The organism is Flagellimonas marinaquae, from assembly GCF_023716465.1.
GTDB classification, from domain to species: Bacteria; Bacteroidota; Bacteroidia; order Flavobacteriales; family Flavobacteriaceae; genus Flagellimonas; species Flagellimonas alginolytica.
The window spans coordinates 734747-755170 of sequence record NZ_CP092415.1 but is presented as its reverse complement, the minus strand read 5'-3'; the positions used below and the strand labels follow the sequence as shown (position 1 = coordinate 755170).

At 42.2% G+C, this 20424-nt stretch carries 14 protein-coding genes; 9 read left to right on the top strand and 5 right to left on the bottom strand.

What is annotated here, in order from left to right; all coding sequences use genetic code 11:
* The first annotated feature begins 69 nt into the window (after positions 1–69).
* Positions 70–1227, top strand: coding sequence for a serine hydrolase domain-containing protein (locus MJO53_RS03450; protein ID WP_252080504.1), 1158 nt, complete (start codon positions 70–72; stop codon positions 1225–1227).
* Positions 1228–1350: 123 nt separating this feature from the next.
* Here the strand turns inward: MJO53_RS03450 and mfd are convergent, their stop codons facing one another.
* Positions 1351–4788 carry a transcription-repair coupling factor gene (gene mfd, locus MJO53_RS03445; RefSeq protein ID WP_252080503.1) on the bottom strand — a complete coding sequence of 1146 codons (3438 nt, stop codon included), beginning with the start codon at positions 4786–4788 and terminating at the stop codon, positions 1351–1353.
* Positions 4789–4869: 81 nt separating this feature from the next.
* Positions 4870–6093, bottom strand: a complete 1224-nt coding sequence (locus MJO53_RS03440; protein ID WP_252080502.1) for an exo-beta-N-acetylmuramidase NamZ domain-containing protein — start codon at positions 6091–6093, stop codon at positions 4870–4872.
* A gap of 3 nt (positions 6094–6096) precedes the next feature.
* On the opposite strand from MJO53_RS03440, the gene MJO53_RS03435 reads away from it, so the two are divergent.
* Both MJO53_RS03435 and MJO53_RS03430 read left to right on the top strand, forming a co-directional pair.
* A complete protein-coding gene (locus MJO53_RS03435; RefSeq protein ID WP_224837479.1) occupies positions 6097–7338 on the top strand; it encodes an ABC transporter permease in 1242 nt (413 codons plus the stop codon).
* 15 nt (positions 7339–7353) lie between these two features.
* Entirely contained in the window at positions 7354–8130 is a 777-nt protein-coding gene (locus MJO53_RS03430; protein ID WP_252080501.1) for an aldose 1-epimerase, read from the top strand.
* Position 8131: 1 nt separating this feature from the next.
* On the opposite strand, the gene MJO53_RS03425 is transcribed toward MJO53_RS03430, so the two are convergent.
* Positions 8132–9607: a helix-turn-helix domain-containing protein gene (locus MJO53_RS03425; RefSeq protein WP_252080500.1), complete on the bottom strand. Its 1476-nt coding sequence runs from the start codon at positions 9605–9607 to the stop codon at positions 8132–8134.
* Between the two features lie 127 nt (positions 9608–9734).
* On the opposite strand from MJO53_RS03425, the gene aceB reads away from it, so the two are divergent.
* Both aceB and aceA read left to right on the top strand, forming a co-directional pair.
* The gene (gene aceB, locus MJO53_RS03420; protein WP_252080499.1) at positions 9735–11333 is read left to right on the top strand and encodes a malate synthase A; all 1599 of its coding nucleotides are present in this window, start codon (positions 9735–9737) and stop codon (positions 11331–11333) included.
* Positions 11334–11419: 86 nt separating this feature from the next.
* Positions 11420–12700 (top strand): isocitrate lyase, encoded by a 1281-nt coding sequence (gene aceA / locus MJO53_RS03415; RefSeq protein ID WP_262902864.1) that lies wholly within the window; start codon positions 11420–11422, stop codon positions 12698–12700.
* A 63-nt stretch (positions 12701–12763) separates the two neighbouring features.
* Here aceA and MJO53_RS03410 read toward each other — a convergent pair whose 3' ends face one another.
* Together MJO53_RS03410 and MJO53_RS03405 are read right to left on the bottom strand one after the other, a co-directional pair.
* Positions 12764–14140 carry an exonuclease domain-containing protein gene (locus tag MJO53_RS03410; protein ID WP_252080498.1) on the bottom strand — a complete coding sequence of 459 codons (1377 nt, stop codon included), beginning with the start codon at positions 14138–14140 and terminating at the stop codon, positions 12764–12766.
* A 70-nt stretch (positions 14141–14210) separates the two neighbouring features.
* Positions 14211–15053 carry an AraC family transcriptional regulator gene (locus tag MJO53_RS03405; protein WP_252080497.1) on the bottom strand — a complete coding sequence of 281 codons (843 nt, stop codon included), beginning with the start codon at positions 15051–15053 and terminating at the stop codon, positions 14211–14213.
* 133 nt (positions 15054–15186) lie between these two features.
* On the opposite strand from MJO53_RS03405, the gene MJO53_RS03400 reads away from it, so the two are divergent.
* From MJO53_RS03400 to MJO53_RS03385, 4 genes are read left to right on the top strand one after another with little or no spacing between them, the layout of a single operon-like run.
* Positions 15187–16110: a dihydrodipicolinate synthase family protein gene (locus MJO53_RS03400; RefSeq protein WP_224837485.1), complete on the top strand. Its 924-nt coding sequence runs from the start codon at positions 15187–15189 to the stop codon at positions 16108–16110.
* Positions 16107–17630 carry an aldehyde dehydrogenase (NADP(+)) gene (locus tag MJO53_RS03395; RefSeq protein ID WP_252080496.1) on the top strand — a complete coding sequence of 508 codons (1524 nt, stop codon included), beginning with the start codon at positions 16107–16109 and terminating at the stop codon, positions 17628–17630. Before MJO53_RS03400 ends, MJO53_RS03395 begins: the two co-directional genes overlap by 4 nt.
* A gap of 3 nt (positions 17631–17633) precedes the next feature.
* Complete coding sequence (locus MJO53_RS03390; RefSeq protein WP_252080495.1) at positions 17634–18641, top strand: 4-hydroxyproline epimerase; 1008 nt, start codon at positions 17634–17636, stop codon at positions 18639–18641.
* 12 nt (positions 18642–18653) lie between these two features.
* The gene (locus tag MJO53_RS03385) at positions 18654–20372 is read left to right on the top strand and encodes a DUF885 family protein (RefSeq protein ID WP_252080494.1); all 1719 of its coding nucleotides are present in this window, start codon (positions 18654–18656) and stop codon (positions 20370–20372) included.
* The last annotated feature ends 52 nt before the right edge of the window (positions 20373–20424 follow it).

Below are 20424 nucleotides of genomic sequence, written 5' to 3'. Positions count from 1 at the left end.
CATTGGAACTGATGATATAAAATTCCGTAACAATCACTACCTTACTTTCCCAATCCAAACCTTTCTGAAATGAAAAACAGTTTTGTTGCGGCCTTACTTTTTGCCGCATTTGCCATCACTTTTAATGTCAACTCCCAAGAAATATATTTTCCAGAACGCTACGCAATGTGGAAAACAGCTGAGAATGGTCAATTTAAATTTGACAAAGCTACTTTGAAGAAGGCGGTCGATTATGCCAAATCCAATGAGTATTCCGGGTCTAGGGATTTGCGGGTCGCTATTTTGGAAGGGTTCAAGAGAGAGCCTTTTCATCAAATTTTGGGTCCGACCAAAAAACGTGGGGGACCTGCCGGATTGATTATGAAGAACGGCTATGTTTTGGCATCGTGGGGCGATACCAAACGTGTTGATATGACTTTTAGTGTTACCAAGAGCTTTTTGTCCACCGTTGCTGGTCTTGCCGAAGATCACGGATTGATCAACGACACCAAGGATAAAGTTGGCGACTATATCTGGGACGGCACTTTTGATGGCGAGCATAATTCCAAAATTACCTGGGAACACCTATTACAACAAAATTCCGATTGGTCGGGCGAGCTGTGGGGGGGAAAGGACTGGGCGGACCGTCCACCTAGCAAAGGAGGTCTTGACGATTGGAAGTACCGAACCCTTAACGAACCAGGAACCGTAATGGAATATAACGATGTTCGTGTGAACGTACTTGCCTATTCGCTCACCCATGTGTGGAGAAAACCTGTTCCCATGGTGCTCAAAGAAGAGGTGATGGATAAAATTGGAGCAACTACATCTTGGCGATGGTTCGGTTACGAAAATGCTTGGACCGTTATCGATGGTATTAAAATGAAATCCGTTACGGGAGGTGGACACTCAGGTGCAGGGCTTTTTATTTCTACCGAGGATATGGCTCGTTTTGGAATCCTATTCTTGAACAACGGGAAATGGCAAGATGAACAGATTATCAGTGAGGATTGGATCAAGAAAGCGACTATGCCTTCCGTGCCCAATGTGAATTATGGCTACATGTGGTGGTTAAACCAACAGGGTGACCGCCATTGGGATAGTGTTCCTGAACATGTGTTCTACGCTGCCGGTTTTGGGGGCAATTTTATTGTGGTGGATCAAAAAAGTGGTTTGGTGATCGTGACCCGTTGGCTGGAACCTTCAAAAATAGGGGAGTTTGTTAAGCAGGTTTACGGGGCTTTTTAAGTTTGAATGCCATTTCGTATTATACGGACTTATTCTTTTATTTTGAAGTTGCTGGACGCTTCACTCAATCGAAATGATCTAGGTGGTGTATCAGTCCTTTCGAACGATATGAGAAATCTTACCTTATGCAGAAACATTCTCTTTTGAAGGCGTAAACGGCACCAATACTTTCAATGCCTTCTCCACACTTGTTATTTTATCAAAAACCAACAATAACCGGAGTCCATTTCGGGTCTGTTTTTCCTTGAGTTTTACCAATTGCGGATGTGTTTGAGCGTATTGCAATATTTGGGTAAATACGGGGCTTTGGTAAAAACTGGATTGTTGGTCGGCAATAAAGTAACCAATAAACTTGCCTTTTTTCATGATCACTTTTTCCAGTCCTATATGGGTGGCGATCCATTTTATACGAACAGAGTTCATCAAATCCACGGCAGGTTCCGGTAACTCCCCAAAACGATCTACTAGTTGTGCCTCGAATTTTTGTAGGCCTACTTCGTCCTCTACACTGTTTAGTTGGGTGTAAAGGTTCAGTCGTTCGGTTATATTGTTTATGTAATCATCAGGGAAGAGCAATTCAAAATCGGTATCGAGCTGCATCTCTTTTACATATACTTTTTCTTTGTCGCCCTCTACTTCTTCATACAATTCTTTGAACTCATTCTCCTTAAGTTCATCTATGGCTTCCGACAATATTTTTTGATAGGTCTCGAAACCGATCTCATTTATGAAACCACTTTGCTCGCCTCCTAAAAGATCGCCCGCTCCTCGTATTTCCAAATCTTTCATGGCTATGTTAAAACCACTGCCCAAGTCGGTAAATTGTTCCAAAGCTTCGATTCGTTTCCTTGCTTCGGGGGTCATAACCTCGTAAGGCGGTGTAATAAAGTAACAGAAGGCTTTTTTGTTGCTTCTGCCTACGCGCCCGCGCATTTGGTGTAGATCGCTCAACCCAAAATTATTGGCATTATGAATAAAAATGGTGTTGGCGTTGGTTACGTCCAATCCACTTTCTATAATCGTGGTGGACACCAATACATCGAACTCGCCGTTCATGAACGAAAGCATTAAGGATTCCAATTTTTTGCCTTCCATTTGACCATGTCCGATACCAATTTTTGCATCGGGTACCAAACGTTGGAGCATTCCGGCAACTTCTTTAATGTTCTCTATGCGGTTATGGATAAAAAATACTTGTCCGCCCCTTTGGATCTCGTAGGATACCGCATCGCGTATAACCTCTTCGTTTAAACGAATAACCTGACTTTCGATGGGGTAGCGGTTGGGCGGTGGCGTATTGATCACGGATAGGTCCCGAGCGGCCATCAAACTAAATTGAAGTGTTCTCGGAATAGGAGTGGCGGTTAATGTAAGCACATCCACATTTTCTTTTATGGAACGTAGCTTCTCTTTTACAGCAACCCCGAATTTTTGTTCCTCGTCCACGATCAACAATCCCAGATCTTTGAACTGTACGTTCTTGTTCACAAGTTGATGGGTGCCTATAATGATATCTATTTTGCCCTCGGCCAAACGTTCCAAGACATCCTTTTTCTCCTTAGCGGTACGGAAGCGGTTGAGGTAATCGACCGATACGGGCATTTCTTTTAGGCGCTCCTTAAAGGTTCTGCTATGTTGAAATGCCAAAATGGTAGTAGGTACCAAAACGGCGACCTGTTTGCCATTGTCCACGGCCTTGAATGCGGCACGAATGGCAACTTCGGTTTTTCCAAAACCTACATCACCACAGATCAAACGGTCCATGGGGCGTTCGCTTTCCATGTCCTTTTTTACATCTTGGGTGCTCTTTTCTTGGTCAGGGGTGTCTTCGTAAATAAAGGATGCCTCCAGTTCGTGCTGCAGATAGCTGTCCGGGGCATATTGGAACCCTTTTTCGAGTCTACGCTTAGCATAAACCTTAATAAGGTCGAAAGCAATTTTCTTAACCCTTGCCTTGGTCTTTTGTTTCAGTTTTTTCCAGGCAGCAGAACCCAGTTTGAATATTTTTGGTGGTGCACCGTCCTTACCGTTGTACTTGGATATTTTGTGCAATGAGTGAATGCTCACATATAAAATATCTCGATCGCCATAAATAAGTTTAATGGCTTCCTGTTTTTTGCCCTCTACATCAATTTTTTGCAATCCTCCAAACTTGCCGATACCATGGTCAATATGGGTCACGTAATCCCCAATTTCGAGTTTGTTGAGCTCTTTTAAAGTAATGGCCTGTTTTTTTGCATAGCCATTTTTTAAATGGAACTTATGGTAACGTTCAAAAATTTGATGATCCGTGTAGCAGGCTATTTTCAGGTCTTGATCAATAAAACCTTGGTAGAGCGGGAATATTATGGTTTGATAATGGACGGTTTGGTCCACTTCATCAAAAATATCGTGAAAACGTTTGGCCTGTTGTTCCGTTGAACAGAAAATATAATTGCTGTAACCCCCATCCCGATTATCGTTGAGGTTTTCGATCAGCAGATCAAACTTTTTATTGAAGGAGGGTTGAGGTTTGGTATTGAATTGGATTATCGAAGCTGTCGTCTCGAGCGTAGCCGAGCTAAGTTCTTTTGTCTGGTTCTCGACTGCACCCGAACTTACGGAAGAATTGCCTATCTCAACACATAAATAATCCTCCAATTGTGCTTTTAATAAAATCGAATCTGCAAAAAGTTCTTTAGGTTTTGCGTGTTTGATCTCTTGGCTCAATTTGGCGAAACTTTCCTCCGCTTTTTCAAAAAGAGAATCGATTCGGTCGTAGATCAGTGCCAGGTTTTTGGCAAATACCACTGTGCTTGCCGAAACATATTTTAAAAAGCTTTCGCGTATCTCTTCGGTAAATTTGTTCTCTACATTGGGGATGATCGTGATTTTCTTCACTTTGTCCGTGGAGAGTTGTGTTTCTACATCAAAAGTTCGAATACTGTCCACTTCATCGCCAAAAAACTCTATACGATAAGGTTCGTCGTGCGAGAAGGAGAACACATCCACAATTCCGCCACGAACGGAAAATTCTCCCGGTTCGGTAACAAAGTCCACTCGTTTAAACTGATATTCAAAAAGGACTTCGTTCAAGAAATCCAAAGAGATTTCGTCACCAATTTTAATCTTTTGAGTGTTTTTGTCGAGTTCCTTTCGCGTAACCACTTTCTCAAATAGTGCATCGGGGTAGGTAACGATCACCGCAGGTTTTTTTCTGGAATTGATACGGTTTAGGACTTCGGCACGCAAAAGTACGTTGGCATTATCGGTTTCTTCTATTTGATATGGCCTACGATAGCTTCCGGGGTAGAAAAGCACATCTTTTTCACCGATGAGCTGTTCCAGATCGTTTAAATAATAGGCGGCTTCTTCCTTGTCGTTCAAAATTAGGAGAAAAGGTAGGTCTGCCGATTTGAACGTGTCGGTTATCATAAAAGAAAGCGATGAGCCCACAAGCCCTTTTACATTGATTTTTTGTGATCTTGCAGAAGAGTTGCTTTGAGATTGGGCAATGGCGCTCCTCAGTTTCCCCTGTGCGGGAGACTGTTCGTATAATTGGGAAATCGGGGTTTTGGTCAATCCAAAAAACTTTGCGGCAAAGATAAATCGTGAAATCTTTTACAAGAAATGTTTTTTTGGATAAAATTTCAATTCAAAAAACTAATCATAGATCAAATACTTTGCCCTGATCTTTTTGAATTCTTTCAGATCATTCTGCCAAGTCGCCCGGATTTCTTCATTGGTCATACCTTCTTCAATCTGTTGTTGGAGCAAAGGCGTGCCGGCATGTTTGGTAAACCCATTGGTTAAAAAGAACTTTGATTTATCCAAGGCGTTGTTGTAGGCATCAATGATCCACTCCATGCTTACTTTGTTCATCCTTGGCGTTTTGGATAGATCTTTGCCGTAGCAGGTCTTGCCTTCTTCTTTAGGATATTTGGAGCCAAAATTAGGTTTGGGAACATAACTGAAATCATAGGCCGTACTATCCATAAAGGATGCCCCATAGCGCTGAAATTGGGATTCGGTGCCCCTGCCTGCATTCACATTGGTGCCCTCGAAAAGTCCTAAGCTGGGGTATAGTGTAATCGATGTATCGTTGGGCAAATTCGGGGAAGGTCGGATAGGCAAATGGTACTCCGAATCGTGTGTATAATTTTCGAGTTCTATAACTGTTAAGTCGGCTTTTATACCGTTTTCCATCCATTTTTCACCGTTCAGCATTAAGGCATATTCGCCCATCGTCATCCCGTACACCAACGGTATAGTGTTCATTCCCAAATATCCTGTGTGCTCCTTCATCATGGTGGGGCCATCCACATAATGTCCGTTGGGGTTGGGCCTATCCAACACAATTATAGGCTTGTTGTTTTCGGCACAAGCCTCCATTACCAATTCCAGTGTGGCGATGTAGGTGTAAAACCTGACCCCGACATCCTGAATGTCAAAAACCACAACATCGAGCTCTTCGAGTAGCTCTTTGGAAGGTTTTTTATTTTTGCCATAAAGGGAAATTAAAGGCAGTCCCGTTCGCGTATCCATACCGTCCTTCACGTGCTCTCCCGCATCTGCGGTACCTCGAAAACCGTGTTCCGGGGCAAATACTTTTTTAATATCGACACCTAAAGAAAGTAAAGAGTCCACCAAATGGGTGTAGCCTTTTTCTTTGAAAATAACGCTTGTTGGGTTGGCTACAATTCCTACTGATTTTTCTTTTAAATGGGGGGCATAGGCCTCGGTTCGGTTGGCGGCCACTTTTATGGACGGGGGAGTGGCTGTTTGTGCCTTGGTATCGGAATTGTCTTCTTTTTGTTGACCCTTGCATGCGGAAAGCATTAAAAACAACAATAAAAATGTACTTTTGAATCTAGATAAAATGGGCATTCGTTGAATTTAGAATTATTTATAGCCAAACGCCTTGTTACAGGGAAGGAGCATAAAATTAGTATTTCCGCCCCGATTATAAAAATTGCCATTGCGGCAATTGCCATCGGTGTTGTAATGATGTTGATTGCCATAGCGACAGGTGTGGGCCTTAAAAACAAGGTTCGAGAAAAGGTTGCAGCCTTTAACGGACATATCCAAATTTCCAATTTTGATAATAACAACTCCGAGGTTTCCTTGAAACCAATTTCCATTGATCAGGACTTTTATCCAGAGTTTTTGAACGTTGAGGGTATAAAGCACGTACAGGCCGTAGCCACCAAAGGTGGAATTATTAGAACTGCAGATACTTTTGAAGGGATGTTGGCCAAAGGGGTTGGGAGCGATTATGATTGGAGTACGTTCAAGGAATATCTGGTGGACGGTAGGTTGCCCGATTATAGCGATGAGTTGAACGAAGAGGTGTTGATCTCCAAATTAATGGCCAATAGGTTGCAACTAAAGACCGGTGATAGCTTTTTTTCCTTTTTTCTGAGGGATGGGGACGCCTCCAAGCCACCGAATAATAGACGGTTCGATATTGTGGGTATTTATGACAGTGGTTTCGAGGAGTTTGATGAAACCTACGTATTCGTGGATATCCGACATATCCAACGGATGAACAAATGGGAGGAAAATCAAATTGGAAACTTTGAGGTATTTATTGAGGATTTCGACCAACTTGAAGAAAAAAGTAACGAAATATATAACAAAACAATCTCTGTTTTGGATACCCAAAATATAAAGAACAAGTATTTCCGAATTTTTGAATGGATCGGACTTTTTGATTTCAATATTGCTTTGATCATTGGGATTATGATCATTGTGGGCGGTATAAATATGATTACCGCTTTACTGGTTTTGATTTTGGAACGTACCCAAATGATAGGAATTCTTAAAGCGTTGGGGTCGGCGAACTGGAGCATTCGAAAGGTATTTTTATATAACGCAGCCTATTTGATTGCCATTGGGCTATTTTGGGGTAACCTTATCGGATTGGGTGTTATTTTTCTTCAGGACAGGTATCGAATGTTCAAATTTCCAAACCCGCAAGAATATTATATTGAGTACATTCCCGTACATATGGATCTGTCCACAATTATATTTTTGAATATTGGGGTCATGGTACTTTGTTTGTTAATGCTTTTGATCCCATCGTACATTATCACAAAGATTACACCTGTAAAAGCCATCCAGTTCGAATAACCAAAAATTAAGAAGATGATTCAGCTAAAAAACAATACAAGCGAAATAAGCATAGATAAAGGAGAGTTGGTCGGTTACAAGGTTAACGGATTTGAATTTATCCATCAAAAAGGAAGCCCGGGCTGGAGTAGTTCGGATACCGAAATGTTCCCTATTATCGGGCCAGTTAACAAAGCCGGTTTTAGGGTTCAAACCCCAAAAGGCCCTGCTGTACAGGACCAACATGGTCATCTACGTCAAATGGAATATGAACTGGCAAACCATTCGGATACTACAGCCGTTTACGAAAAAAAGTATAAAGCGGGCACTGAAGTTTTCAATGCCAAGTTCCCGGAAAAATCCACTGAAGAAGCGTTGATCTGGCCATATGATTTCAAGTTTAAAAAATCGTTTGTGTTGCACGAGGATTCGTTGGAAATCAGTTTTAGAATTACCGGCGAGCAAGGAATGCCCTTTATGTTGGGGTATCATCCAACTTTTAAGTTGTATTCCAGTGCACCCACCATTGTGACCAAAAACAGGGAAATAACCTTGGACGAAGTTTTGGCTGTTGGGAGTAGGGCACTGCAGGTAGCGGATTGTACCTCTATCACACTAAAGGATGAAAAGGAGATTACCATCGAGACCAAAGGTTTTGGAAATTTTATGTGCTGGACGGAAGTTCGGAATATGGTATGTATCGAGCCGATTTCGTTCTATCCTTACGCCGTGGAACAGTCCCATCTGCACGACGGATTTCAACTATTGGAAGACGAAGCTGTTTTTAATGTACTGTTAAAACCAAAAGCGTAACCTAACTGAATTTCTGCTGCAGTTCTTCCACCACTGATTCGGTTTTCGAGTTCTGTTGTTTTTTTTGCAACACCACAGGAGGTGATTGTCTTACATCACAATCTTTTATGGAACAACGCTCGCAAGTAACGCCAACATTGTAGGTTTTTATTTTGGGATCATCCAAAAACTTTACTTTCTTTTGGAGTTCTGTATTGATCAATAGTCCAAGACTTACACTCCTATATTCGTCTTTTTTAAATGGATCTGCCGTAGCACTGGAAAAAATAAGATAGGATAAGCCGTCGTTTGGGTAATGCGAGATCTGAACATCCATAAGGTGCTCGGCCGATGTTTTTGCAATTTCCTGCAACACCCGGATAGAGACCCAACGGCGACAGTATTTTTCGTTTGTTTCGTTTCCATGTGGCGAATGGTGGTGGGTAAGGTGCAGTTCTTTGGTAATATGGAATCGATTGCTTCCTTCTTTATGCCCTAACCGAAGAAAGAATAAGTTCTCCAGCTGGTAATCGTTGGGCAAGATGTTCGTCAGTCTCTGGTAAAGTGATTCCGGTGACGCATTAAAACTGTTCTTGATTTCGGTGAGAAACGATTTGTCGAATTTTGGTTTTGCTAAAAAGGTCTCTAGATTTTGTTTGATCAAGTGCCTCGGGATGACCAGAGCTCCAGCAAAATAAGAAGCGTAAAAATTATTGAGCACTTGATCAAAATTGTTGAATTTGATCCAGGTAAATGTGTACAGTCGTTCTTCGATGTTTAAATAATTGTACCCGATTTCTTTGGCATAGATAAAAGCCCGTTGTGCCTCATCGATATGGTCCGCTACCAAAAGTGTTTTTGTTTTGGGGATAAAAATAGACCGTAGGTTGTCCAGTTCCTTATATCGGGTCAGTTCGTCATTATTAATGGAATAGCCATATTCCTCCACCAATATTTCTTCTAGTTCCGTTGATGTTGGTGACTTTTTAGAATTGACCTGATACGCTTTGGTAAAATTCTCTGCCGCCTCCTCCAATTCGGGGAAAAAGTTATTGCTGGCCTCTTGGAAAGAACGCAAGGAGGCCAAGTAAAAGCTTTCCTTGCCAAAGTTGTAGTGTTTGGCAATCTCAATAATGGTACTGATAAAAGCATTTACCTTGGTAGGGGCGTTGGCTACAATGTCAATAAGGTCACTTTCCTTGATCCCGAACAGTTCCAAGGGAAGTTCTTTCAAAACTTTGGACTTTAGCAATTCGCCGACCGGAGCTAGATTTTTGTCCAACTTAAGGGAAACCATATTATCGTAGGGAACTTCCAATTTTTCCGCCAGAAGGGCAATTTTATCCGTTTTGGGATACTTTTTCCCTTTTTCGATTTCGTTGAGGTAAGATTTGGAGAGTCCGGATAGTTTGGACAAACCAAACAACGAAAGTTTTCTTTTGGTCCGTATCTGCTTGAGCTTTAGCCCAAAAATCAGTTTAATATATTCTTCTTCCATTTTTCTCGATCAAAGATAGCTCTTTTTGCGAATATGATAAAAAAAGCGAATAAATATAAATTAGCGAACGTTCGCTTGTTTTTTTCAAACGTTTGCGTTAACCTTGTTTCATAAATTTAAAAGTACTATGGAACAAGCAGTTATGACCAATACCAAATTGCAATTTGCAAAAGAGGTGAAGAACTACTACCCAGAACTGTTGACAAATCGGACTTTTGATTTTTTGATCGCATTGCATCAAAAGTTCAATAGATCAAGGTTGCAGTTGCTGGACGAACGAACTAAGCGACAAGCACAATTTGATGCCGGTACTTTTCCGGATTTCCCCAAAGAAACGGAACAGACAAGAACCGTAGATTGGAAGGTAAAAGGAATTCCAGAAGACTTACAGGACAGAAGGGTTGAGATTACCGGGCCGGTGGACCGGAAAATGGTGATCAACGCTTTGAACTCCGGCGCCAAGACCTTTATGGCCGATTTTGAGGACAGCAATGCCCCGACTTGGTATAATTGTATGCAAGGCCAGCAGAACTTAATAGATGCAAATAAACGCACCATTACCTATTATGATTCAAAAAAAGGTAAAAACTATAAGTTGAACGAGGAGGTAGCCGTTCTTTTAGTGAGGCCCCGTGGACTGCATTTGAACGAGAGACATATCTTGATCGATGGGGAGGAGGCTTCGGGCAGTTTGGTCGATTTTGGTTTGTATGTGTTCCACAACACGGAGATATTGCGCAACAGGAAATCCGCTCCATATTTCTACTTGCCCAAGTTGGAACATTACTTGGAGGCCAGATGGTGGAACGAGGTAATGACATTTGCTGAAGAATACCTGAACGTTCCGGTAGGAACCTTCAAGGCAACGGTTTTAATAGAGACCATAACGGCCAGTTTTCAATTGGACGAGATCATTTACGAGCTGAAAAACCATATTGTAGGTCTTAATTGTGGCCGATGGGATTATATTTTTTCCTACATCAAAAAATTTAAGAATCATCCCGAATTTATTTTGCCGGACAGAGATCAGGTGACCATGACAGTGCCCTTTATGGATGCCTATTCAAAACTGGTGATACAGCGTTGCCATAAAAGAGGTATTCATGCAATGGGCGGTATGGCAGCACAAATACCTATCAACAACAACCCCATTGCCAATGAAAAGGCACTTGAAAAAGTACGATTGGATAAGGAAAGGGAGGTTAAAAACGGGCACGATGGCACATGGGTGGCGCATCCCGGGTTGGTGAAAATTGCCAAAGATATCTTTGATGCGCACATGCCCAGTGCAAATCAACACGATGTGCTTCGAGAAGAAGATTCAATAGCGGCTTCCGACCTACTTGCCATTCCCAAAGGTACAGTTACCGAAAAAGGGGTCCGTAAGAATATTTCCGTTGGCATACTGTACATGGAGTCTTGGTTGCGTGGCAACGGGTGTGTGGCAATCAATAACTTAATGGAAGATGCGGCAACGGCCGAAATCTCCAGGACACAACTGTGGCAATGGCTAAAATTTACGGTTAGGTTGGATGATGGTAGAAAACTAACTGAAGCTCTCTATACAAAACTGTTGGAAGAAGAAATCGCAAAAATCCGACACTTGGTAGGCGAGGGTAATTTGCACAATACCAAATTTGATGAAGCCATCAAATTGTTCGATAAGCTGGTGAGGGCAGATAAGTTTGAAGAATTTCTGACCACCAAGGCCTATCGTGAGATATAACTTAAACAAAGCGTATTAATCAAAAAAAATCCCAAGAATGCGCGAACATTACCTGGGATTCAAGTCAAATTTCGAATTATAAAATTATGGAAAAAAAGGAGAAAATTCAAGCATTGGTAACAGATTGGACCGTTAACCCGCGATGGAAAGGTGTGGAACGCCCGTATACAGCAGAAGAAGTTATAAAGCTTCGGGGGTCTTATGAGATAGACCATTCCATTGCACGTTTAGGTGCCGAAAAGCTATGGAAAAAATTGAATACCCAAGATTTTGTCGCCGGTCTGGGCGCATTGACCGGTAACCAGGCCATACAGGAAGTCGAGGCCGGACTGGACGCCATTTATTTGAGCGGATGGCAAGTAGCGGCAGATGCCAATCTGGCCGGGGAAATGTATCCCGATCAATCATTGTATCCGGCCAATAGCGTGCCCATGGTGGTTAAACGGATCAATAATGCCCTTTTGCGCGCCGATCAAATTCAAACGGTAAACGAAATCGAGGCGAAAAAAGATTATTTGGTGCCTATCGTGGCCGATGCAGAAGCAGGTTTTGGAGGTAACCTCAATGCCTATGAATTGATGAAATCCATGATAGAAAACGGAGCCTCCGGAGTGCATTTTGAAGACCAGTTAAGTTCTGCCAAAAAATGTGGGCACTTGGGCGGAAAGGTTCTGGTACCGACCCAGGAAGCCATAAATAAGTTAATTGCAGCTCGATTGGCTGCCGATGTAATGGGTGTGCCATCAATAATTATTGCTCGTACCGATGCTGATGCGGCAAATCTGTTGACCAGTGATATTGATGACAGAGATCATAAATTTTTAACGGGCGAAAGATCTCCAGAAGGCTTCTTTTATGTGAAAAATGGTCTAGATCAGGGTATCGACCGTGGACTGAGCTATGCTCCATTCGCCGATTTGATTTGGTTGGAAACTTCGAACCCCGACTTGGAACAAGCACGAAAATTTGCTGAGGCCATCCACAGTAAATATCCGGACAAAATGTTGGCCTATAATTGTTCGCCATCCTTTAATTGGGCTGCAAAACTATCCGTTAAGGAAATGGAAGGTTTTAGAGAGGAACTCGCCGCTTTGGGCTACAAGTTCCAATTTATTACACTTGCCGGTTTCCATGCCCTCAACACCAGTATGTTCGAACTTTCAAAATCCTATAAAGAAAGGGGTATGGCCGGTTATTCAGAATTGCAAGAACGTGAGTTTGCTTTGCAAAAAGACGGCTTTAAAGCGGTAAAACACCAAGGTTTTGTGGGTACGTCCTATTTTGATATGGTGCAAAACGTGGTTACTTCGGGAAAAGCGAGCACCATGGCCATGAAAGATAGTACGGAAACTGCTCAGTTTAAATAATACTTTACTTTAACTTGTTGTAGTTATTTGTGTTTTAAAGTGCCCCCGATTTTGGGGGCATTTTTATGTGGCAACGTTAAACATTTGGGTGGTCGGCTCTTTTAAAAGGTATTGTGTAAGTATGCTTTCCGTTTCCACCGTATGTTTTTGAGGAGTGATAAAAGCCGTTAGATCCTCTAAAGAAGAAATTTCAATGTCCGTATCAATAAATCCAAAGCCCTTGTACACACCATCGGCTATTAGGATTATGGCGTTTTCATGGGGTTCTCTTCCTTTTTCTTTGATAACCCTCACTTCGGAAGCGAGCATTTTCATGTGTTGTATTGCTTCCTGCACTTTTCCGTTATAATCGGCAACGGATTCTTCTCCCTTGCAAATGCCTTGGCATGTGGTAATTTGATGATGGGAACAGGCCGATGTGGTCTGTTGTAGATGACAGTATTTTGGACACAACGAAAAGCTTTTGCATATCTCTTCGAGATACGCTCTGCAATCCGTTTGGTTATGAAAGATTTTCAATGGGTCGGGCACCCCTTTAATAGTGTTGAAAGCCAGGTGTGTTATTCCGTTCCGGTCCTCATAAGAGAATATGGCGTACTGCTTTCCCATTCTTTTTTGGGCACGGTTATAGGGTGGGAATAGCCGTTTGATCTCCGCAGATTCCATTAAAAGAGCTACCAGTTCACTCCCCGCGAGTTTAAAATCAATGTTGGCCGTCTCGCTGCACATTTGAATTTCTTTTCGGCTTTTGTCGTAAAAATGTCCCAATACCCGTTTTTTTAGGTTAATGGCCTTTCCCACATAAATAATCTCCCCTTTTTGGTTCATAAAATAGTAGATGCCCGGTTTCTGGGGAATACGGTCAAATACAGATTTGGGCAAATGGGGCGGAAGGGTAGCTTCTTGGCTTCGGGCGTTCAAAAACTTTTTGAACACCGTTTCCGAATCCGGTTTGGCCAAGAGTTGTTCAAATAGAAGAACCGTAGCGTGTGCATCTCCTCGCGCACGGTGCCGGTCCGTCAATGGAATCTCGATGGCGGAGCATAATTTGCCCAAACTGTATGAATTTAGACCTGGAATCAACTTTCTGGACAAACGTACCGTGCAGAGCTTTTTTCTAGTAAAATCGATACCAATCTGCCGAAACTCTTCCTTGATCACCCCGTAATCAAAATTAACGGAGTGCGCCACAAAAATACAGCCCTCCGTAATACTCATTATATTTTCGGAAATCTCAAGGAAAGTTGGAGCATTTTGTACCATTTGATCATCGATTCCCGTGAGCCCGGTAATAAAATAGGGGATGGGGCTTTGCGGGTTCACCAAAGAAGTGAATTCATCCACAATTTGATTTCCATCATATTTAAAAATGGATATTTCGGTGATCTTGTTGCCCTTGACTCCGTTTCCCGTTGTCTCTATGTCGATTATGGTGTACAAATTACTGACTCTAATAAAAGAATGAAATTATGGATAAACTCAGCAGCTTCCAAAAACTAGGTTCACTGTATTAAAATTGCGCACGGTACTGTGTTGGTGTACAATGTTTGTATGTTTTAAACTTTCGGTTGAAATTGGCAATATTGTTAAACCCGCATTGTTCGGCTATGGTCCCGATCGACAGCTCAGGTTGTTTAAGCATCAGTTTACAGGCATTCTCGATTCGTATCTCGATCAAAAATTGAAAAAATGTCTTGTTGGTTCGTTTTTTAAAATATCTGCAAAAAGCATTCTTCGTCATGTTGGCCCTTTCAGCAATTTCCTCCAAGGTGATGTTCTCACCATATTTCTCCATGGCATAGTCATAAACTTTGCCCATTCGTTTTCCCTCGTCGTCCGAAAAACTTTTTCTGTAGATAAAAGAAGAAAGCGGAACGGTTTTGGACTTGTTGATATAATGTATAATCAATAATAGTGAGGAGATCTGTTCCACTTTGCTTTGTTTGGACAGTGAATCGAACAGGTGGATTATTTTAGTTTTTTGAGTCAAGACCATCATACCAAACTCCGCTTTTTTAAAGAAATTTTGGGTGGACGATAGATCTGCCAGTTGAAAAAAGTCTTTGCCAAAGGCATCTTGATTAAAAAAAAGGGTGTGCATTAAGGACTCCTCTTTGTGCCGGGCATCACTTCGGAACACATGTGGAATGTAACTGCCGATTACAAGAATGTCCCCAGCTTTGTAATCGTTTATACGGTCGCCTACGATCAATGTACCTGAACCTTTTTCCACATAACTGATCTGGATTTCTCCATGTTGGTGCAATTGGTCATAAAAAACATGTTCCCTATCTATTTGATAAACGAGAGCTTCATTTTTTGGTTTTGGGATTTTAAAGGGTAAGACCTTCATGGGTGAGCTTAAATTGATTTAATTACAAGTTTGATGTCAAAAATAGGGTAATATAGTATCAAAATATGCTAATAATACTATAAACTACCTTTCCGGTCTCTTTGTAATTTTAAATCATATAATTTTAGAAACTATGGTAAAATGGGAAGGCGTAATGCCTGCGGTAACAACAAAGTTTACAAAAGAGGATGCTTTGGATCTTGTAATGTTCCAAAAAAATATTCAAGCACAAATCGAAGCTGGTGTACACGGGATTATTTTAGGGGGCACTTTAGGTGAGGCAAGTACATTGGAGCAAGAGGAAAAGGAAATCCTGATCAGGAAATGTGTAGAACTAACGGAAGGAAAAATTCCTGTGATCATGAATGTGGCAGAGCAAAGCACAAAAGGGGCTATTGCAGCAGCTCAAAGGGCCGAAAAATCAGGTGCAGATGGATTGATGCTTTTGCCACCGATGCGTTACAAATCCACCGATAGGGAAACCGTGACTTACTTTAAAGCGGTGGCCAACAGTACTTCCCTACCTATTATGTTGTACAATAACCCAGTGGATTATAAAATAGAGGTAACTTTGGATATGTTGGAGGAGTTGATCGAATGTGAGAATATAAAAGCCATAAAAGAATCGACCCGGGATATTACCAATGTTATTCGAATACAAAATAGATTTGCGGATAGAATAAAGGTGTTCACGGGAGTGGATACCCTTGGAATGGAAAGCTTGGTTATTGGAGCAGTAGGGTGGGTTGCTGGATTGGTTTGTGCTTTTCCAGCAGAAACCGTGGCCATTTACGAGTTGGTGAAGGCCAACAGAATTCAAGAAGCGCTTAAAATTTATAGATGGTTTATGCCGCTATTGGAGTTGGATATTAGCCCTCAATTGGTTCAAAACATAAAGCTGGCCGAGGTGGCCACAGGCATTGGTACGGAACATGTTCGGGCTCCTCGCTTGCCTTTAGAGGGAGCGGAAAGGGCAAGAGTGCTAAATGTGATTGAAACGGCAATGAGAAACAGACCGGAACTACCGGATTATAAAAATATAAATAGCATAATATGATTACAGGTAAAAACTGTATAGCAGGGAAATTTAAAGCAGATGGCAATGTAGAATTTAGAACCGTAGATCCCAAAAAAAATATTCAAAACCCTACAGTGCACATCGAGGCGACTTCGGATGAAATAGAAGCGGCCGTGGAGAAGGCATGGTCGGCTTTTAAAATATACAGAAAGATGCCCGGAAAGATGCGAGCAGAGTTTCTTAATGCGATTGCAGATGAGATTTTGGCATTGGACAAGGTTTTGGTGGATACCTATATATTGGAGTCAGGTTTGCCGGAAGGACGTGCCATTGGTGAAAGGGGGAGGACCGTTTTTCAATTACGCTCTTTTGCCGAATTGATTGCAAACGATGACTGGCGCGAGAATACTTTCGATGCTGCACAGCCGGACAGGAAACCTATGCCAAAGGATGATCTTCGAAAAACCATGATACCATTGGGGCCAGTTGCCGTTTTTGGGGCCAGTAATTTTCCCTTGGCATACTCAACGGCAGGCGGGGATACAGCAAGTGCCCTTGCAGCAGGATGTCCAGTTGTGGTAAAGGCGCATCCCATGCACGCTGGTACCAACGAACTAGTGGCTCTGGCCATTGTAAAGGCCGCCGAAAAAACAGGAATGCCACAAGGTGTTTTTTCCAGTATAAATGGAGGTGTGCAAGCTGGAGTGGATTTGGTTACGAACCCTAAAATAAAGGCCGTTGGGTTTACCGGAAGTATTGGTGGAGGTAGGGCACTTTTCGATTTGGGAACAAAACGTGAAGAACCCATACCGGTTTTCGCAGAAATGGGAAGCATCAATCCGGTGATCATTACGGCAAGAGCCGTTTCCAAACGGGGAAACGAACTGGCCAAGACCTATGCAGGTTCCATCACCTTGGGAACTGGGCAATTTTGCACAAATCCAGGACTTTTGCTGACTATTAAAACTGCCGATACCGAGCAATTTGTTCAAAACTTGGCAAAGGAGACCATTGCTATTGCACCACAAAGTATGTTGCATCCGAATATTAAAAAAGGATACCTGAAAAAAGGAGAAGATGTGCTGTCGCAGGATGGAGTCGAAGTAGTTGCCAAATATGAAGGGGAGCTAAATCCCAACGATGCCGCATCTGTAATTGCTTCCGTTTCTGGCGAAGCCTTTTTAAAGAACCCTAAAATGCACCAAGAAGTTTTTGGGCCATTCAGTATGGTGGTCCAGTGTAAAAACGAAGCAGAGCTTATCCAGATTATCGATGGATTGGAAGGCCAGCTCACAGGCACTTTGATCGCAGAAAAAGATGACGATTTAAACCTTGTGGAGATAGTGGATTCCCTTCAAAACAGAGTTGGAAGAATAATTTACAACGGAGTTCCAACAGGAGTGGAAGTATGTCCGTCCATGCAACATGGAGGGCCATATCCCGCATCTACCGACTCCAGATTTACCGCGGTTGGAACCCATTCCATAAAACGATGGGTAAGACCGATTAGCTATCAATCGTTTCCCATGGAATTGTTGCCGGACCATTTAAAAAAATAGCTAGTGGCGAGAAAAACATTTTTTTGTGTAGATGCCCATACTTGCGGAAACCCGGTAAGGGTAGTTGCCGGTGGAGCCCCAAATTTACAGGGTAAGAACATGAGCGAGAAGCGACAACATTTTTTAAAGGATTTCGATTGGATTCGAAGGGGGTTGATGTTCGAACCCCGTGGCCATGATATGATGAGTGGCAGTATCTTGCTCGAACCGCACGATCCGGCAAACGATTTTGCCATACTGTTTATTGAAACCTCCGGTTGTTTGCCCATGTGCGGGCACGGAACCATAGGCACCATTACCGTAGCCTTGGAAGAAGGGCTCATTGAACCTAAAGTTCCGGGAAAAATCCGAATGGAAGCACCGGCTGGTTTGGTGGAAATCGAATACAGGCAAACCGGAAAAAAAGTGGATTGGGTTCGTTTGGTCAATGTAAAATCGTACCTAGCGGAAGAAAACCTGACCGTAGAATGTCCTGAGCTTGGCGAGTTGATTTTTGATGTGGCCTACGGCGGAAATTATTATGCAATAGTAGATCCACAGAAAAACTTTGAAGGAGTACATAATTTTACCGCAGGTCAAATTATACATTATTCCCAAGTAGTAAGAAAGCGTATCAATGAGAAATATCCGAATATATTTATACATCCGGAAGATAGTACCATTAGGGATGTGAGCCATATGCTTTGGACCGGTGACCCTATAGACCCAACATCTTCTGGAAGAAATGCCGTTTTTTACGGGGATAAAGCAATCGATCGATCCCCTTGCGGCACAGGCACTTCGGCCCGTATGGCACAATTATATGCCAAGGGCAAGTTGAAGATTGGTGAACCTTATATCCACGAAAGTTTTATTGGTAGTAAGTTTGTCGGAATTGTAGAAAAGGAATCGGTCTTGGCGGATAAAAAAGCCATTATACCCAGTATTCAAGGTTGGGCGCAGGTTACAGGGTACAATACAATTGTTATCGATGATGATGATCCCTACGCACACGGGTTTCAAGTGATATAAAAATCAAGAGATATGGAAAACAAATCAATGCATTTTTTGGGAAATAGAACCATGTGGATGGTCGCACTTCTATTTTCGCTTCAAACTATGGCACAGAATAGCGATCTGGCGGATAGGATCGATGAGTTTAGGGCAGATACCAGGGCATTGAACCATATCTACATCATGAAAGAATCCGAAGAGTATTATGAGCGCTTCAACATACTTTATGATAATTGGCATAATCGATTGGAGAAAATGGATTTCTCCACTTTGAACCAACAGGAAAAAGTGGATTATATCCTTTTAAAAAACTCCGTGACCAAAGCGGACTATTTTCTTGACCAGGAATACAAAAAATATTTAGAAGTGGCACATGTGGTAGATTTTACTGCCCCATTGCTTTCTTTTATTCAAGAGAGACGAAGAGGAAAAAGGCCGGATGCCAAGAATTTGGCAAAAATCATGCAAGATGCGACCAAAGTTTTGGACAATGCAATGCGGCCATCAAACAGTAAACCTTTTAAAGATTGGCAAACTGCGGATAAAGCATCATCCGTTGTAATTTCCTTTCAAAAAGGATTAAAAAATGCTTTTGATTTCTATTACAGTTACGACCCGGATTTTACATGGTGGGTGGATAGGCCTTATAACTTATTGTATGATAAATTGACGGTCTATGCGGAATTCCTAAAAGAAAATTATTCTCAGAACAGTGTTAAGGACGATGGTAGTGGAATTGTTGGTAAACCTATTGGTAAGGAAGCATTGCAAGAAAGCTTGGAGATGGAGTTTATTCCTTACACGCCGGAGGAACTCATTAAAGTGGCCCAAACCCAATATGAATGGTGCAAGCAAGAAATGATCAAAGCCTCTCGAGAGTTGGGTTATGGAGATGATTGGAAGGCGGCGCTAGAGCATGTAAAAAACACCTATGTTCCAGAAGGAGAGCAGCCAGAGGCCATTATGGAACTTTATAAGGAATCGGTCGATTTTATTGAGGAGCGCGATTTAATTACATTGCCCGAACTGGCCAAAGAAACATGGGGAATGGAAATGATGAGCCCGGAAAGGCAAAAGGTAAGCCCTTTCTTTTTGGGGGGAAGGGATATCATCATATCATACCCAACGCAGGAAATGGACCATGATTACAAAATGATGAGCATGCGTGGCAATAATCCAAATTTCTCGAGAGCCGTTGTCCATCACGAGTTGTTACCAGGGCATAACCTCCAGTATTTTATGACCAGTCGCCATAAACCATATCGAAATGCATTTTACACTCCATTTTGGACCGAAGGATGGGCCTTGTATTGGGAAATAATTCTTTGGAACAAAGGGTTTCCTCAGACACCTGAACAAAAAATGGGGATGTTGCTCTGGAGGATTCACCGCTGTGCACGGATCATATTTTCGCTCAAGTTCCATATGGGAGAAATGACACCACAGGAATGTATCGATATGTTGGTGGATGAGGTTGGTCACGAATACGCCAATGCCGAAGGCGAAGTCCGACGTTCCTTTACCACCAGTTATCCACCCTTGTATCAATTGGCCTATATGATGGGAGGCCTGCAATTTTATGCCCTTCGAAATGAACTTTTGGCAGAAGGTTGGTCAGAGAAGGAATTCCACGACCGGGTGATGCACGAAGGCAGAATGCCCATCGAAATGTTAAGAAGCCTGTTATTGGATTTGCCATTAAATAAAAACCACAAAACCAGTTGGAAGTTTTCTACGGCATTCAATTAATGTGGAAATTGGTTTTCGGGTTGTATTTTTCAATTTGCACTTTTTATAGGTA

Excerpts from the sequence above, each read along its gene's own strand:
- MJO53_RS03400 (WP_224837485.1), top strand. The coding sequence starts at position 15,187 with ATGGTAAAATGGGAAGGCGTAATGCCTGCGGTAACAACAAAGTTTACA.
- MJO53_RS03395 (WP_252080496.1), top strand. The coding sequence starts at position 16,107 with ATGATTACAGGTAAAAACTGTATAGCAGGGAAATTTAAAGCAGATGGC.
- MJO53_RS03405 (WP_252080497.1), bottom strand. The coding sequence starts at position 15,053 with ATGAAGGTCTTACCCTTTAAAATCCCAAAACCAAAAAATGAAGCTCTC.
- aceB (WP_252080499.1), top strand. The coding sequence starts at position 9,735 with ATGGAACAAGCAGTTATGACCAATACCAAATTGCAATTTGCAAAAGAG.
- MJO53_RS03430 (WP_252080501.1), top strand. The coding sequence starts at position 7,354 with ATGATTCAGCTAAAAAACAATACAAGCGAAATAAGCATAGATAAAGGA.
- MJO53_RS03450 (WP_252080504.1), top strand. The coding sequence starts at position 70 with ATGAAAAACAGTTTTGTTGCGGCCTTACTTTTTGCCGCATTTGCCATC.
- aceA (WP_262902864.1), top strand. The coding sequence starts at position 11,420 with ATGGAAAAAAAGGAGAAAATTCAAGCATTGGTAACAGATTGGACCGTT.
- MJO53_RS03385 (WP_252080494.1), top strand. The coding sequence starts at position 18,654 with ATGGAAAACAAATCAATGCATTTTTTGGGAAATAGAACCATGTGGATG.
- MJO53_RS03440 (WP_252080502.1), bottom strand. The coding sequence starts at position 6,093 with ATGCCCATTTTATCTAGATTCAAAAGTACATTTTTATTGTTGTTTTTA.
- MJO53_RS03425 (WP_252080500.1), bottom strand. The coding sequence starts at position 9,607 with ATGGAAGAAGAATATATTAAACTGATTTTTGGGCTAAAGCTCAAGCAG.